Raw genomic sequence first — 14,780 nt, 5'->3', positions numbered from 1 at the left:
GGAGCGCGAACCTTAGCGCCGTGCGCCTTCAACGCAACCGCTGTCCTCGGCCTGGACGATCAAAGCTCCGCGAGCGCCAGTTCGGTCGCGCGGATTGCCTTGGGGGAGCCGACGTCGAACCACAGCCCCTGATGCACCGCGCCCCACAGGCGCCCGGCCTCCATAGCGCGGTTCCAGAACAAGTTGGTCGAGAACGGACCCTCGGGCCAGTCGCGGATCACGCGCGGCGACAGGATCTGGATGCCGGTGAAGACGAAGGGCGCCAGTCGGCCGGGCTTGCGCCGCTCGGTGATCCGCCCGAACGCATCGAGCCGGAAATCGCCCTGCCCGCGATGGCAGGTCGCGCGCGCCAGCGGCACCAGCAGCAGCAGCGCGTCCATCTTCGCGTCGTCCCACTGCGCGGCGAGCAGCCGGATCGCATCGCTGGGGCCGTCGACCCACAGATTGTCGCTGTTGACGCAGAGGAAGGGCTGGTCCCCCAACAGCTCGCGGGCCTGGACGAGGCCGCCGCCGGTCTCGAGCAACTGCTTGCGCTCGTCCGACACCAGCAGCTCCATGCCCTTCACCCGCGCGCGCAGATGCGCCTCGAGCTGGTCGGCAAGGTAATGGACGTTGACCACCGCGCGCTCGACCCCGGCCGCCGAAAGGCGATCGAAGACATGGTCGATCAGCGGCTTGCCGGCGACCTCGATCAGCGGCTTGGGCCGGGTGACGGTGAGCGGACGCATCCGCTTGCCGAGGCCGGCAGCCATCACCATCGCCGTCCTGGGCACCGGCGCTGCCGGCTGCGGGCGGAGCGAATAGATCGTCATGCCGCCACCTGCATCGGATCGCCGCGCTTCTCGGGTGGCACATTGGCGGCGAACCAGTCTGCCACCGGCTTCAATGCCGGATGCGCGAGGTCGCGCTCGAGATAGGCCCAGACGCGCGGGCAGAGCGACGGGTAGCGCGGCTTGCCGTCGCGCTTCCACAGCCGGGTGAAGATGCCGAGGATCTTGGCGTTCCGCTGCGCGCCGAGGACGTGATAGGCGGTGTCGAACGCCTCGCCCGCCCCGGTGGCGTCGCGGTAGCGGGCCAGCATCGCCGCTTCAGTCGCGGCCGGCACGTCGCGGCGCGCATCCTGGAGCAGCGAGACGAGGTCATAGGCGGGGTGGCCGGCGAGCGCATCCTGGAAGTCGAGCAGTCCCAAGCCTTCGCCACCTTCGATCAGCATCAGATTCTCGGCATGGTAGTCGCGCAGCACCGTGACGGGCCGATGACCGTCCAGCAGCGGCGCCAGCACCGCATCCCAGGCGTCGCGATAGCCCGCCGCATCGACGTCGAGCCCGACGGCGGGGCAATACCATTCGACAAACAGCGCCGCCTCGCGCTGGTAGACGGCAAGGTCATAGGGCGCCTCCACACCGGCCGGCGCATCGTGGAGCCGCACCAGCAGGTCCACCGCGGCGCCGTACAGGCCGAGCTCGCGCGCAGGCTCGGCATCCACCGTCTCGCGCAACCGGACGTCGCCGAAATCCTCGAGCAGCACCAGCCCCTGCGCCAGATCCTCGTGCAGGATCGCGGGCGCGGCAAAGCCGTGGTCGGTCAGCCAGCGCGCGACGGCCAGAAACGGGCGCGGGTCCTCGTGCGGGGGCGGCGCGTCCATCAGAATCGCGCTGCGGTCGCGCTCGACGACGCGGAAATAGCGGCGGAACGAGGCATCGCCGGCGACGGGGAGGATGTCTGCCCCCGCCCAACCGGCGGAGAGAAGAAAAGCGGGCGCCGCAGGCGGCGGAGTCATGTCAACGGCCATCGGCCTTCCCATGCCGCGGGCACGCGCGCTGTCAAGGTGCGGGTGCCGTCCGCCGCGACGGCCAGCGTCAGCCACAGGGCATCGTGCCACGCCGACGCAGGCAGCCGCTCGGGCCATTCGACCAGCAGCAGCGCATCGTAGCGCGCATCGTCGAGCCCGAGTTCCTCGGCCTCGTCCGGATCCTCGATCCGGTACAGGTCGACGTGCAGCACCGGCAGCCGCACCTCGGGCACGTCATAGGGCTGGACGATCGCGAAGCTCGGCGACGGCGCCTCGCCCTCCAGGCCCAGTGCAGCGAGAAGCCCGCGGGCAATGCTGGTCTTGCCCGCACCCAGCGGGCCGGACAAGGCGACGACGTCGCCCGGCCCGACCACCGCCGCGAGCCTGGCGCCGAGCGCCAGCGCCTCCTCCAGCGAGGCGAGCATGATCCGGTCTTCGGTCATCCGCGCGGCAACTCCACCGTGACGAGCGTCCCCTCCCCGGGTTCGGAGATCAGCTCGATCCGCCCGCCATGGGCCTCGACGAACTGCTTGGCGAGCGGCAGGCCCAGCCCCAGGGCGCGGTCGCCGCCGCGCGAGGTGCCGACCTGCGCGAAGCGGTCGAACGCCCGCGCCACCGCCTCCGGCGGCATGCCGGGCCCGTCGTCGCTGACGATGACCCGCGCCACCCGCGCATTGCCGTCGAGATGGAGCAGCACGCGCCCCCCCTCCGGCGTGTGCGACACCGCATGACGGAGCAGGTGCTCCACCGTCTGGCGGATGCGGCGAGCGTCGCCCTGCACGACGCCCGCCGTGCCCGCATCCTCGATGACCAGCTCGATCGCCTTGCCCTTGGCGAGCGGCGCGATCACGTCGGCGGCGCTGGTCGCGGCGAGCTCGACGTCCACCGTCTCGCGCTCGATCGGCTGGCCCTCGCTCTGGGTGAGATCCAGCACGTCGTCGATCAGCCCGCCTAGGCGGTCCACCGACATCAGGATCGCCTCGACATATTCCTTGCCGTCGGCGCTCAGCTTGCCGGCAAAGCCGCCCTGCAGCATCTCGCCGAACCCCTTGATCGAGGTGAGCGGCGTGCGCAGCTCGTAGCTCATGTTCGCGACGAAGGCGGTGCGGACACGGTCGGCCGCTTCCAGCGCCTCGTTGCGGTCGCGCAGCGCGCGCTCCACCCGCTGGCGATCGGTGGTGTCGAGCATGGTCACCAGCGCATTGCCGTCGGGCAGCGGCACCGCGGCGATGTCGAAATGGCGGCCATTGGCGAAGGTGATGCTGGAGCCGCGCTGCTGGCGATCCTTCGCCGCGAGCCGGATGAGGTCGCCGATGATCTCGGCGCGCGCCGGATTGACCAGCTTGCCGCCCGCCGCCTTGACGATCGTGGCGATCTGCGGGTGCCCGTCGAGGAAGCCGTCCTCGAAGCCCCAGACCTGTCGGAACTTGCGGTTCCACAGCTGCAGCCGCCCCTTGCCGAACACCGCCACCGCCTCGGCCAGGCTGTCCAGCGTCGCGGTGCGGACCTGCTGCATCTCGCCATGCTCGCGCTGGAGTTCGAGCTGCTGGGTCTGATCCTCGAAAATCAGCAGCAGCCCGCCCTCGGGCAGCGGTTGCGCTACGACGCGGAGATGGGTGGTGCCGATGCTCCAGCTTTCCTCCACCGCGTCAGGCGCGGTGAACCATTCGCGGCGCTCGGCCTTCCAGTGCGGGAAGTCGCGCACGTCGGGCAGCTTGCGCGCCTCGCGCATCCGCTCGAGCACGCGGTCGAATTCCGGGCGGTCGGCCAGCCACTCGTTCTTCATCGCGAACAGGCGGCGGAAGGGCTGGTTGCAGAATACCAGGCTGCGGTCCGAACCGAACTGGGCGACACCGGCGGACATGCGATCGAGCATCGCCCGCTGCGCCTCCGCGAAGCGCTTGAGGCCGCCGCGGGCGCGCTCCAGTTCCTCGATGTCGACCGCGAAGCCTGCGATGCCGCCGGTCGGCAGCGGCACGTCGTGGAGGCGGAGCATCCGTCGCGCGCCGGCGATCGTCGCGGGCATCGCGGCCGATTGCGGCTCCTGCGTATCGCGCGCGATCGCGGCATTGGCGAGCGGCCCGCCCAGCCCCGCCCCGTCGACCAGTTCCACCCCGCGCGACACCACATCCTCGGCGTCGCGGCCTTCCACGGCACGGACATAGGCGGTGTTGACCATCAGCAGCCGCAGGTCGGGCCCGCGATACCACATCGGCATCGGCGCAGCCTCGATCAGCGCGGTCAGCGCGTCGAAGGCGGCGCGCAGCCGATCCGCCTCGCGCTCCAGCGATCCCACCTCCGCCTGGCTATCGGTCGCGTCGAGCACCCAGAGCAGCACGCTGCCCGGCGTCTCCACGGCTTCGGAGGCGCGCTCGCCCAGCACCAGCAACATCCGCTCGGACCCGCGTACCGGCAGCGACAGGCGGAACGATTGCCCCGCCCGCTGTGCGGCCTGGACCTGCTCGCCGAGCAGGACGACATCATCGGGATCGAGGCCGGCATCCTTTTGCGACAGTCGCCCGAGCGATTCGACCGGGCCGTCCAACCCCAGCCATGCGGCGAGACGCGGTGACATTTCGATCCGGCCATCGGCGCGGACCAGCATCGGCAGCGCCGGCGAGGTGCGAGAAAAGCGCAGCAGCCGCCGGTTCTGCTCATAGGCGGTACGCGCCGCGACACGCGCGGCCAGCCCCGCATAGAGCGCCCAGATCGCCGCGATCAGCACGAACGCCAGCACCGCGCCAACAATGGCTGCGCCACTTTGCGAAAGTACGATCACAAAAGGGTCCCCGGGACTGCCACGCTTCGTCCTTAAGCCAATGCAGCCCAGCGCGAAAAGTATTTTGGACGAGCTCCTACCGGGACGCCCATCGCCGCACCGAAAGATCCCGTGGGACACATCACAGACATGTCTCGGCATTCAAAGTTGATATTACAGCAATACTTCTTAATACTGCAATTGTTGCAGATTTGATACACAGATGAATGGAAATACAGAAAAGCCTAACGGGGCGTAGCGTGCACTGATTTCACCCCCTACTCCGCCGATCATTCACGATTGCGTAACGCCGCATGACGATTTGTTTCAGTATGAGTAGGACGTTTGCTATGCATCTTTTGCGCCGTCACCATCTTCTGGCGAGTACGCTGCTCGGCAGCGCGCTAATCGCGGTTCCGGTCGCCTCGGCACAGACTGCGGCGGACCAGACCACAGGCACCCAGGACCAGCCCGCCGAAATCGTCGTGACTGGTTCGCGCATCGCGTCGCCCGCCGCCGCCTCGGCATCGCCGCTGCAGGTGATCAGCGCCGAGCAGATCCAGCAGCAGGGCGCGATCAACGTCCAGGAAGTGCTGCTCCAGAACCCGGCCTTTGGCGCTCCCGGCATCAGCCGCACCAATTCGAGTTTCGCGACCCAGGGGGCAGGCGCCGCGACGGTGAACCTGCGCAACCTCGGCGAAGACCGCACGCTGGTGCTGGTCAACGGCCGCCGCTTCGTCTCGGGCCAGCCGGGCAGCCAGGCGGTCGACCTCAACGTGATCCCGACCGGCTTCATCGAGCGGATCGACACGCTGACCGGCGGCGCCTCGGCCGTCTATGGTTCGGACGCGGTCGCCGGCGTGGTGAACATCGTCTACAAGAAGAATTTCGAAGGCATTCAGGCAGATGCGCAGCTCGGTGTGGCCGAGCGCGGCGACGGGTTCGACCAGCAGTACAGCCTGCTCGGCGGCAAGAACTTCGCCGATGGTCGCGGCAACGTGATGCTGTTCGGCAGCTATTCGAAGCAGGGCACCGTGCTCAAGCGCGACCGCTCGACCGAAGCCGGTTCGAGCGCGGTCGATTCGACGAGCGGCAGCTTCCGTCCGAACGATCCGGAGCGGCCCTATCTTTCTTCCTACACGCCGGGCGGCAGCATCTACGCCGGCGACCAGGTCTTCGGCTACAACACCGGTTCGCTGGTGAACTGCACCGACATCAGCTGCGGCGGCTTCAACCGTTCCGACTATCGCTATCTCGCCGTCCCGGTCGAGCGCTACGTCGCCGCCGGCCGCGCGAACTTCGAATTCTCTTCGGCTGCCAATCTCTGGGTCGAAGGCAATTACGCCAAGACCAAGGTGCGCACGGAAATCGAGCCCTTCCCGCTCAGCTCGGACTTGGTCGACATCGCGACCGGCGGTCAGGTGCCGATCGAGACGATCGTCGGCGGCACCCGCTATCGCAATCCGTACGTGCCGAACGCGATCTTCAACGCAGCGACCGACACCGACGGCGACGGCCTGCGCGACGTCTTTTTCGAGCGCCGCCTTGCCGATTTTGGCCCGCGCACCTCGTCCGCAGACCGCGACCTGTTCCGCATCGCCGGCGGCCTGAACGGCTCGTTCGCCGGGGATCGCTTTAGCTATGAGGTCTATGGCATCTACGGCCAGAGCAAGGAGCATCAGACTGGTTCGGGCCAGTTCGACAGCACCAAGTTCACCCAGGCGCTGAATGCCTATACCGATCCGGCGACCGGCCAGATCGTCTGCGCCGACCCCGCCGCGCGTGCAGCCGGCTGCGTGCCCGCCAACATCTACGGCATCGGCACGCTTGCCCCGGCTGCGGGCTATATCGAGGCGCCGACGACGCTGGATGCCAAGATCACCCAGACGGTGTTCGGCGGCAACGTCACCGGCAAGCTCTTCTCGCTGTTCGGCGCCGACGAGGTCGGCATCAACATCGGCACCGAGTATCGCCGCGAGACCAGCAGCAACACCTTCGACCTGCTGACCCAGCAGGGCCTGAACGGCAACAACGCACTGCCGGCTACCTCGGGCAGCTTCCATGTCTGGGAAGGCTTCGGCGAAGTGATCGCGCCGCTGCTTCAGGATCGTCCGTTCTTCCATTCGCTGAACGTGCGCGGCGCGATCCGCGTCTCCGACTATTCGACGGTCGGCACGACGGTCAGCTACAACTATGGTGGCGAGTGGGCGCCGGTGGAGGACATCCGCTTCCGCGTGATCGCTGCACGTTCGGTGCGTGCACCGAATATCAACGAGCTGTACCAGCCTGCGCAGCAGGATTTCCCGAGCGGCCTGCAGGACCCCTGCCTGGGCGTGACGGCTGCTACCGGCGGCACGCTCGGCGCCCAGTGCCGCGCAGCCCCCGGTGTCGCCGCGAACATCGCCGCCAACGGTGCGTTCGCGGTGAGCCAGGCGGACAAGCAGGGCATCACCAGCTTCGGCGGCGGCAATCTCGCGCTGCAGGAAGAAAAGGGTGACTCGTTCACGGCCGGCGTCCTGATCAACCCCCGCTCGGTCCGCGCGCTGCGTAACCTGGTCGTGACGGTCGATTACTTCAACATCCGCATCAAGGACGCGATCGTCTTCACCCCGCTCCAGTACACGCTGGCGCAGTGCTACAATGGCGGCGTGCAGGCCTATTGCTCGCAGATCGTGCGCCGAGCGGCAGCGGTCGGCGCGAACAGCGTGGGCTCGATCGACGAGGTCAACACCACCTTCCGCAACAGCGGCGGCCTGAAGACCTCGGGTATCGACACCACCGTCACGTGGAACCAGAACCTGTCCGACTGGGGCCTGGCCGGCAATCTCGGCCTGCGTGGTTCGTACACCCACCTGTTCACGGGCTACACCGTGCCCGTGCCGAACGCGGACCGGGACTATTTCGCGGGGGAAATCGGTGCGCCGCGCGACAAGTTCACGATCAACGGCAACTATGCGATCAACGGCGTCGGCCTGACGGTCACCGGGACCTGGCTGAGCCAGTCGAGCGTCGACGACCAGCTGACCGGCGAGCGGCCGGGTACCGACCCGTTGGTGCGTACACGCCCGCAGTTCTACCTGGACTCGCAGCTGCGCTTCCGCGTCAACCGCCAGTATGAGTTCTTCATCGGCGGCGACAACCTGCTCGACAACAAGCCGCCTTACCTCGCCGATATCGGCGCGTCGGCCGGTCAGGATACCGATGCGGGCGTCTACGACCCGATCGGCCGCCGCTATTATGCCGGCGTCCGGCTCGCCTTCTGATCCGAACCACGTTCGACCTGATACGGGGGCCGGAAACGGCCCCCCTTTTTTTTGTGCCGGGCCCACCTTCGCTGGCGCCCCCGATCCTCGTCCACCGGCCCGCCCAGCCGCGCACATACGAAAAGGGCCGCGCTCCCTTCGGAGCGCGGCCCTCATAGCCTCGATCGCGGGAAGCGATCAGTAGCGGTAGTGGTCCGGCTTGAACGGGCCTTCGACCGGCACGCCGATATAGGCGGCCTGCTTCTCGCTCAGCTGCGACAGGTGCACGCCCAGCTTCTCGAGGTGGAGCGCGGCGACCTTCTCGTCGAGGTGCTTCGGCAGGACGTAGACTTCGTTCTTGTAGTTCTCGCCCTTGGTCCAGAGCTCGATCTGCGCCAGCGTCTGGTTGGTGAAGCTGGCCGACATCACGAAGCTCGGGTGGCCGGTGGCGCAGCCCAGGTTCACCAGGCGGCCCTTGGCGAGCACGATGATCTGCTTGCCGTCCGGGAACTCGACCAGGTCGGTGCCGGGCTTCACTTCGGTCCACTTGTAGTTCGACAGCGCAGCGATCTGGATCTCGCTGTCGAAGTGGCCGATGTTGCAGACGATCGACATCGGCTTCATCGCCTTCATGTGATCGGCGGTGATCACGTCGGCATTACCCGTGGCGGTCACGAAGATATCGGCGCGCTGGACGGCCTCGTCCATCGTGACGACCTCGAAGCCTTCCATCGCCGCCTGCAGCGCGCAGATCGGATCGATTTCGGTCACGAGCACGCGGGCGCCGCCATTGCGCAGCGACTGGGCCGAGCCCTTGCCGACGTCACCGAAACCGGCAACCGCGGCAACCTTGCCGGCGAGCATCACGTCGGTGGCGCGACGGATCGCGTCGACCAGCGATTCCTTGCAGCCATAGAGGTTGTCGAACTTCGACTTGGTGACGCTGTCGTTGACGTTGATCGCCGGGAACGGCAGCTCGCCCTTCTTGGCGATCTCGTACAGGCGGTGCACGCCGGTGGTGGTCTCTTCCGAGACGCCCTTCAGGTTCTTGACCGTCTCGGTCAGATAGCCCGGATACTTGGCGATGAACGCCTTCAGCGCGCGCTGGAACTCGACTTCCTCGTCATTTTCCGGCTCGCCCAGCGTCGCGCCGGCTTCGAGCTTGGCGCCCCACAGCGCGAACATGGTCGCGTCGCCGCCGTCGTCGAGGATGATGTTGGCGGTGGTGCCGTCACCGTCGGCGCCCCAGTTGAAGATGTCGCCGACATAGTCCCAATAGTCGGCCAGGCTCTCGCCCTTCACCGCGAACACCGGCACGCCGGTCGCGGCGATCGCGGCGGCAGCGTGGTCCTGCGTCGAGAAGATGTTGCAGGTCGCCCAGCGGACCTGCGCGCCGAGCGCGGTCAGCGTCTCGATCAGCACGGCGGTCTGGATCGTCATGTGCAGCGAACCGGTGATGCGCGCGCCCTTGAGCGGCTGCGACGCGCCGAATTCCTTGCGGAGCGCCATCAGGCCGGGCATCTCGGTCTCGGCGATGTTGATCTCGGCACGGCCGAAATCGGCGAGCGCGATGTCCTTGATGACATAGTCGTTTTTAGCCACGGGCTGCTTCTCCAGTTGCAGGCATAATGCTGGCGCACCGGGAATCCTCCCGGTCGCATGGGTGCGCCCCTACCCGCTTCGAGGGAGGCGCGCAACGTTAATATAAAGATATCTTTATATGCCGTTCGGCCGAATTCAAGCGGTACCCGTGCTATTTGCCAGCAGCCGCGGATCGATGCCTGCGCCGACGAACCCCTCGGCCCAGCGATCGTACACATCGGTGTCGTAGAGCAGCGTCAGGTCCGCGGGGGTGTTGAACCAGCCATGGCGGGTCAGCTCGCTCTCCAGCTGCCCCTCGCCCCAGCCGGCATAGCCGAGCGCGACCAACCAGCGGCTCGGCCCCTTCCCCTCGGCGATCGCGCGCAGCACGTCGATCGTGCCGGAGAGTTGCCAGCGGCCGGCGACGTCGATCGTGTCCTGCCCGCTCCAGTCGGCCGAATGCAGCACGAAGCCGCGGCGCGGCTCGACCGGGCCACCGAAATGTACCGGCACATCGGGTACTTCGCCCGGATCGATCTCGAACTGCTTGAGCAGGTCGTGCAGGCCCAGCCCCTCGATCGTCGCGCCGATGCCGATGCCCAGCGCGCCTTCGGTATCATGGGCGCACATCGCGATCACCGCGCGCTCGAAGCGCGGGTCGCCGATGCCAGGCATGGCCAGCAGGAACTGGCCGGTGAGGGAGGGCGTCGAATCCATGCAGTCCACCTTATCGTCCACCCTCCCTACGGGCCACGCTTGAATTTGTTGCGCGGGATGCGATGGAGGCGGCGCGGCCGCGCGGCCGCAGGATTCGTACAAGGAGAGAACAGCATGACGATCCAGACCGGCGATCGCATCCCCGACGCCACGCTCGTCAAGGTCACCGCCGAGGGTCCGGACCAGGTCCAGGCCCCCGCCTATTTCGCCGGCCGCAAGGTCGCGCTGTTCTCGGTGCCCGGTGCCTTCACGCCCACCTGCTCGGCCAAGCACCTGCCGGGCTTCGTGGAGAAGGCCGAAGAGATCAAGGCCAAGGGCGTCGACGAGATCGCCTGCACCGCGGTCAACGACTTCTTCGTGATGAAGGCCTGGGGCGAAGCCAATGGCGTGGCCGACAAGGTGACGATGCTCGCCGACGGCAATGGCGGCTTCGCAGAGGCGCTGGGCCTCACGCTGGACGGCTCGGCCTTCGGCCTGGGCACGCGCGGCCAGCGCTTCGCGATGATCGTCAATGACGGCGTGGTCGAGCAGCTGTTCGTCGAGGCGCCGGGCGCGTTCGAGGTGAGCTCGGCGGAATATGTCCTGAGCAAGCTCTGATCGCCCCCTCCTCCTCCCTGCAGCCGCGGGGAGGAGGAAGCGTGCTTGCGCGGCGGTCCGCTTGACGGAGGCCGCCCCGCCCCGCACTACCCGCGCCCATGTCCATTCTATCCGACCGCTGGATTCGCGAGCAGGCGCTCAACCACAACATGATCGAGCCCTTCGTCGAGAGCCAGCGCCGCGAAGGCTGCATCAGCTACGGCCTCTCCTCCTACGGCTATGACGCCCGCGTCGCCGACGAGTTCAAGATCTTCACAAATGTCGACAGCGCCGTGGTCGACCCCAAGAATTTCGACGCGAACAGCTTCGTCGACCGCAAGACCGATGTCTGCGTGATCCCGCCCAACAGCTTTGCGCTGGCGCGGACGGTGGAATATTTCCGGGTGCCGCGCGACGTGCTGGTGATCTGCCTCGGCAAGTCGACCTATGCGCGCTGCGGGATCATCGTGAACGTGACCCCGCTCGAGCCCGAATGGGAGGGCCATGTGACGCTGGAGTTTTCCAACACCACCCCGCTCCCGGCCAAGATCTACGCCAATGAAGGCGCCTGCCAGTTCCTGTTCCTCAAGGGCGAGCAGCCCTGCGAGACGAGCTATGCCGACCGGGCGGGCAAGTACATGGGCCAGCGCGGGGTAACCCTGCCGCGGCTTTGAACTGAACGTTCAGAGATTAAAGCGTCTCCTCCCCCGCGTAAGCGGGGGAGGAGACGCCTTACATTTTACGCCTTCTGCAGGTGGCGGCGGCCGAGCAGTTCGGCGATCTGCACCGCGTTCAGCGCCGCGCCCTTGCGCAGGTTATCCGACACGCACCACAGCGACAGGCCGTTCTCCACGGTCGAATCCTCGCGCACGCGGCTGATATAGGTCGCATATTCGCCGACGCTCTCGATCGGCGTGACGTAGCCGCCATTCTCGCGCTTATCGACGAGCATGATCCCCGGCGCCTCGCGCAGGATGTTCTGCGCCTCTTCCGCCGAGATCTCGTCCTCGAACTCGATGTTGATCGCCTCGGAATGGCCGACGAACACCGGCACGCGCACGCAGGTGGCGGTCACCTTGATCTTGGGATCGAGGATCTTCTTGGTCTCCACGACCATCTTCCACTCTTCCTTGGTCGAGCCGTCGTCGAGGAAGCTGTCGATGTGCGGGATCACGTTGAAGGCGATCTGCTTGGTGAACTTGGCCGGCTCCACCTGGTCGCCGACGAAGATCGCGCGGCTCTGGTTGAACAGCTCGTCCATGCCCGCCTTGCCCGCGCCGGAGACGGACTGGTAGGTCGCGACCACCACGCGCTTGATCTTGGCGGCATCGTGCAGCGGCTTGAGCGCCACCACCATCTGCGCGGTCGAGCAGTTCGGGTTGGCGATGATGTTGCGGGCCTTGTAGCCGTCGATCGCCTCGGGGTTCACCTCGGGCACGATCAGCGGAACGTCCGGGTCCATGCGGTAGAGCGAGGCATTGTCGATCACCGTGCAGCCCGCAGCGGCGAACTTCGGCGCGTACTTCGCGCTGCCTTCGGAGCCGATCGCGAACAGCGCCATGTCCCAGCCGGTGGGATCGAAATGCTCGATGTTCTGGACCTTGTACTGTTTGCCGGTCTCGCCATAGTCGACCATGTCGCCGGTCGAGCGCGACGACGCCAGCACGGCGAGATCGTCGATCGGGAATTCCCGCTCGGCCAGGATGTTGAGCATTTCGCGACCGACATTGCCGGTGGCGCCTGCGACGACGACACGGTAACCCATTTGTACCTCTTTCTTGCCCGCGCCGACACCTGCGGCGTGGAGGCTCTTTAGTGGGGATGGAGGATGGAATGCACCAGCATTCCGCTGCTTCGCTGCATAAAGCGCAGCTATCGCGCCCGGACTACGGGCGCGGTGTAATTCGCGTGGATTTAGCGCGTTTTCGAAGCATCGTGGGATCCGCTAGCAGAAACAATGCTGCGTGGCGAGGCCCTTTTTGCGCAATTTCATGCTGCCGTCAGTGTGGCTCCGACGTGGCCGCAGGTGCGCACCGGAAGGGCGCGCGCGCCCTCTCAAACACCGTGGCTCGCCCCCGTCGCAAGACGGAGGCGAGCCTGTAGTGTGGGATACTGCTAGTCTATCGCGAAGAAGCGAGCCTTAGAAGCTTGCCCATTCTTCCACTTCGGCGCTGGTCGAGCGCACGGTGTTGACGCTTGCGGCATGGGGGGCGTTCGACGCCACCGGCAACGCATGGACCTTGGAGCGCAACGGCTTGCGGTGGCTGCGGTCGCCCGCCTTGAAGCGCGAGGCCTGCTCGGTGAGCGCGTTGACCTCCGAGCTGAGGTTGCGCGCGGCAGCCGAGGTCTCTTCCACCATCGCCGCATTCTGCTGGGTGGTCTGGTCGATGCTGTTCACCGCGGTCGCGACCTGGGTGACCGCCGTGGCCTGGACCTGGTTGTCCTGGGCCATGGTCTCGAGCAGCGAGTGGACCTCGTTGACGTCACCGACGATTGCGCCGAGCGCGCTGTCCACGCGGCGGACCATGTCGACCGCGGCGTTGATGTCGGTCTGCGTCGCGGTCAGCTGGTCGCGGGCGCGGCCGGCTTCCTCTTCGGCGCGCATCGCCAGCGCCGAGACGAGATCGGCGACGACCGCGAAACCGCGACCCGCTTCCCCTGCCCGGCCGGCTTCCACCGCCGCGTTCATCGCGAGAACCCGGGTCTGGAAGGCGATCTTGTCGAGGCCCTCGATGACGTTGTCGATGCCCTTGGCGCTTTCCGACACGCGGCTCATCGCCTGCATCGCCTCGTCCGCCACGCTGCGGCCGGAGTCGACCACGCCGATGGCCCCGGTGGCGCGCTCGACGGTCTTGGTCGAGGCGGCGGCGGTCGCCTTGATGCGCTGGTCCATCTGATGCACCGCGGCCGAGGTTTCCTCGAGGCTGGCAGCAGCGCCCTCGGTACGGCGGGCGAGATCCTCGCTGGCCTGGGCGATTTCGGCCGAGCCGGTCGAGATCGTCTCGGCGCTCTCGATCACCGCGGTGATCAGTTCGCGCAGCGAGGCCACGGCGGCGTTGAAGTTCTGCTTCAGCCCGTCATATTCGGGATCGAAGCGGGTCTCGATCGCCGCGGTCAGGTCGCCGCCGGCCAGCTTGCCCAGGCGATCCTCGAGCGTCTCGACGACCAGCGCCTGTGCGGCATCGGAGCGCTTCTTGGCCTCGGTCAGCTCTTCCTGGCGCAGCGCGGCTTCCTTGAAGACGAGCACCGACTTGGCCATCGTGCCGACTTCGTCGCCACGCTCGGTGCCGGGCACGTCGACATGGTTCTGGCCGCCGGCCAGCGCACGCATCGTGTCCTGCAGGCGCTCCAGCGGACCGGCGATCTGCGAACGGGTGATGAACACGGCAAGACCCATGCTGCCGGCAACCGCGACAAGCGCGATACCGAGCAGGGTCAGGCCCGCCGACGCAACGCTGTCGCTCAGTGCGCTCGACTGCTTTTTCGCCTCGGCAACGCGGCCATCGTTGAACGACTTGATCTTCGCCGTGAACGCAGTCGCGGTGTCGTCGGCCTTCGTCAGCAGCGCCTTTGCTTCCGCGTCATTGTTGGCGAGGCCCTGCTCAAGCGCCGGTGCCACCGCATTCTGGAGTTCGTCCAGACCGGAGCGGATCGCCGCCAGATTGGCCGTGCCCTTCTCGGTCGCCTCGACCTCGTTCAGATAGTCGGTTGCCTGCTTGTACGCCGCAACCTCGTCGGCCGCTGCCTTTTTAGCCTGCGTCGACGTACCTTCATACACGAGCGTCTTGTACGCCGCGTACATCATGGTCTGGGTAAGGCGATTGACTCGGATCAGCTTCGCCGTGTCCGGGTGGACGACGTCCGTCAGCTGCGAATAGTCGGCGTCGATCGACTTCATCACCCTGCTGCCATACCAGGCGACGCCCAAGGTCACGACGCCAAGCAAGCCCAGCATCATCATGATCTTGAACTGGATTTTTAAGTTAGACAGGAATTGCACAGTCAGTTCCTCCTAGGCACCCCAGGAGGGGCGCAGATATCCCACCTGCGCATTATAGAAGACGGGGCGCGCCGCACTGCTGCGACACGCCCCCGGAATTTTACGTACCCGGTT

At 66.7% G+C, this 14,780-nt stretch carries 11 protein-coding genes; 3 read left to right on the top strand and 8 right to left on the bottom strand.

Annotation, left to right across the window (positions count from 1 at the left end):
• Nucleotides 1–59: 59 nt before the first annotated feature.
• Genes ACTJKY_RS12860 through ACTJKY_RS12845 form a run of 4 tightly spaced genes read right to left on the bottom strand, consistent with a single transcriptional unit; the run spans nt 60 to nt 4,571 of the window.
• A complete protein-coding gene (locus ACTJKY_RS12860; RefSeq protein ID WP_440846544.1) occupies nt 60–812 on the bottom strand; it encodes a nucleotidyltransferase family protein in 753 nt (250 codons plus the stop codon).
• Nucleotides 809–1,780, bottom strand: coding sequence for an aminoglycoside phosphotransferase family protein (locus ACTJKY_RS12855; RefSeq protein WP_440846845.1), 972 nt, complete (start codon nt 1,778–1,780; stop codon nt 809–811). The genes ACTJKY_RS12860 and ACTJKY_RS12855 overlap by 4 nt, the downstream gene beginning before the upstream one ends.
• On the bottom strand, nt 1,777–2,235 hold the full coding sequence (gene tsaE / locus ACTJKY_RS12850) for a tRNA (adenosine(37)-N6)-threonylcarbamoyltransferase complex ATPase subunit type 1 TsaE (RefSeq protein WP_440846543.1): 459 nt from the start codon (nt 2,233–2,235) through the stop codon (nt 1,777–1,779). Before tsaE ends, ACTJKY_RS12855 begins: the two co-directional genes overlap by 4 nt.
• Nucleotides 2,232–4,571 (bottom strand): ATP-binding protein, encoded by a 2,340-nt coding sequence (locus tag ACTJKY_RS12845; RefSeq protein ID WP_440846542.1) that lies wholly within the window; start codon nt 4,569–4,571, stop codon nt 2,232–2,234. The genes tsaE and ACTJKY_RS12845 overlap by 4 nt, the downstream gene beginning before the upstream one ends.
• A 329-nt stretch (nt 4,572–4,900) precedes the next feature.
• Between ACTJKY_RS12845 and ACTJKY_RS12840 the strand changes: the two genes are divergently transcribed.
• Nucleotides 4,901–7,813: a TonB-dependent receptor plug domain-containing protein gene (locus ACTJKY_RS12840; protein WP_440846541.1), complete on the top strand. Its 2,913-nt coding sequence runs from the start codon at nt 4,901–4,903 to the stop codon at nt 7,811–7,813.
• Nucleotides 7,814–7,990: 177 nt separating this feature from the next.
• Here the strand turns inward: ACTJKY_RS12840 and ahcY are convergent, their stop codons facing one another.
• A complete protein-coding gene (gene ahcY / locus ACTJKY_RS12835; RefSeq protein ID WP_440846844.1) occupies nt 7,991–9,409 on the bottom strand; it encodes an adenosylhomocysteinase in 1,419 nt (472 codons plus the stop codon).
• Nucleotides 9,410–9,529: 120 nt separating this feature from the next.
• Entirely contained in the window at nt 9,530–10,090 is a 561-nt protein-coding gene (locus ACTJKY_RS12830) for a YqgE/AlgH family protein (RefSeq protein ID WP_440846540.1), read from the bottom strand.
• Between the two features lie 114 nt (nt 10,091–10,204).
• Between ACTJKY_RS12830 and ACTJKY_RS12825 the strand changes: the two genes are divergently transcribed.
• Together ACTJKY_RS12825 and dcd are read left to right on the top strand one after the other, a co-directional pair.
• Nucleotides 10,205–10,687 (top strand): peroxiredoxin, encoded by a 483-nt coding sequence (locus ACTJKY_RS12825; protein ID WP_440846539.1) that lies wholly within the window; start codon nt 10,205–10,207, stop codon nt 10,685–10,687.
• 98 nt (nt 10,688–10,785) lie between these two features.
• Nucleotides 10,786–11,340 (top strand): dCTP deaminase, encoded by a 555-nt coding sequence (gene dcd / locus ACTJKY_RS12820; protein WP_315383097.1) that lies wholly within the window; start codon nt 10,786–10,788, stop codon nt 11,338–11,340.
• Between the two features lie 65 nt (nt 11,341–11,405).
• Here the strand turns inward: dcd and ACTJKY_RS12815 are convergent, their stop codons facing one another.
• Together ACTJKY_RS12815 and ACTJKY_RS12810 are read right to left on the bottom strand one after the other, a co-directional pair.
• On the bottom strand, nt 11,406–12,431 hold the full coding sequence (locus tag ACTJKY_RS12815) for an aspartate-semialdehyde dehydrogenase (protein WP_440846538.1): 1,026 nt from the start codon (nt 12,429–12,431) through the stop codon (nt 11,406–11,408).
• A 375-nt stretch (nt 12,432–12,806) separates the two neighbouring features.
• Complete coding sequence (locus ACTJKY_RS12810) at nt 12,807–14,672, bottom strand: methyl-accepting chemotaxis protein (protein ID WP_440846843.1); 1,866 nt, start codon at nt 14,670–14,672, stop codon at nt 12,807–12,809.
• Nucleotides 14,673–14,780 lie beyond the last annotated feature (108 nt).

Origin of the sequence: Sphingomonas sp. 22176, assembly GCF_052045505.1 — a bacterium.
In the GTDB taxonomy this organism is placed as follows: Bacteria; Pseudomonadota; Alphaproteobacteria; order Sphingomonadales; family Sphingomonadaceae; genus Sphingomonas.
Note: the sequence above shows the minus strand (reverse complement) of the source record. Positions and strands in the feature narration are given on the sequence as shown.

Excerpts from the sequence above, each read along its gene's own strand:
- ACTJKY_RS12815 (WP_440846538.1), bottom strand. The coding sequence starts at position 12,431 with ATGGGTTACCGTGTCGTCGTCGCAGGCGCCACCGGCAATGTCGGTCGC.
- ACTJKY_RS12860 (WP_440846544.1), bottom strand. The coding sequence starts at position 812 with ATGACGATCTATTCGCTCCGCCCGCAGCCGGCAGCGCCGGTGCCCAGG.
- dcd (WP_315383097.1), top strand. The coding sequence starts at position 10,786 with ATGTCCATTCTATCCGACCGCTGGATTCGCGAGCAGGCGCTCAACCAC.
- ACTJKY_RS12830 (WP_440846540.1), bottom strand. The coding sequence starts at position 10,090 with ATGGATTCGACGCCCTCCCTCACCGGCCAGTTCCTGCTGGCCATGCCT.
- ACTJKY_RS12840 (WP_440846541.1), top strand. The coding sequence starts at position 4,901 with ATGCATCTTTTGCGCCGTCACCATCTTCTGGCGAGTACGCTGCTCGGC.
- tsaE (WP_440846543.1), bottom strand. The coding sequence starts at position 2,235 with ATGACCGAAGACCGGATCATGCTCGCCTCGCTGGAGGAGGCGCTGGCG.
- ACTJKY_RS12855 (WP_440846845.1), bottom strand. The coding sequence starts at position 1,780 with ATGACTCCGCCGCCTGCGGCGCCCGCTTTTCTTCTCTCCGCCGGTTGG.
- ACTJKY_RS12825 (WP_440846539.1), top strand. The coding sequence starts at position 10,205 with ATGACGATCCAGACCGGCGATCGCATCCCCGACGCCACGCTCGTCAAG.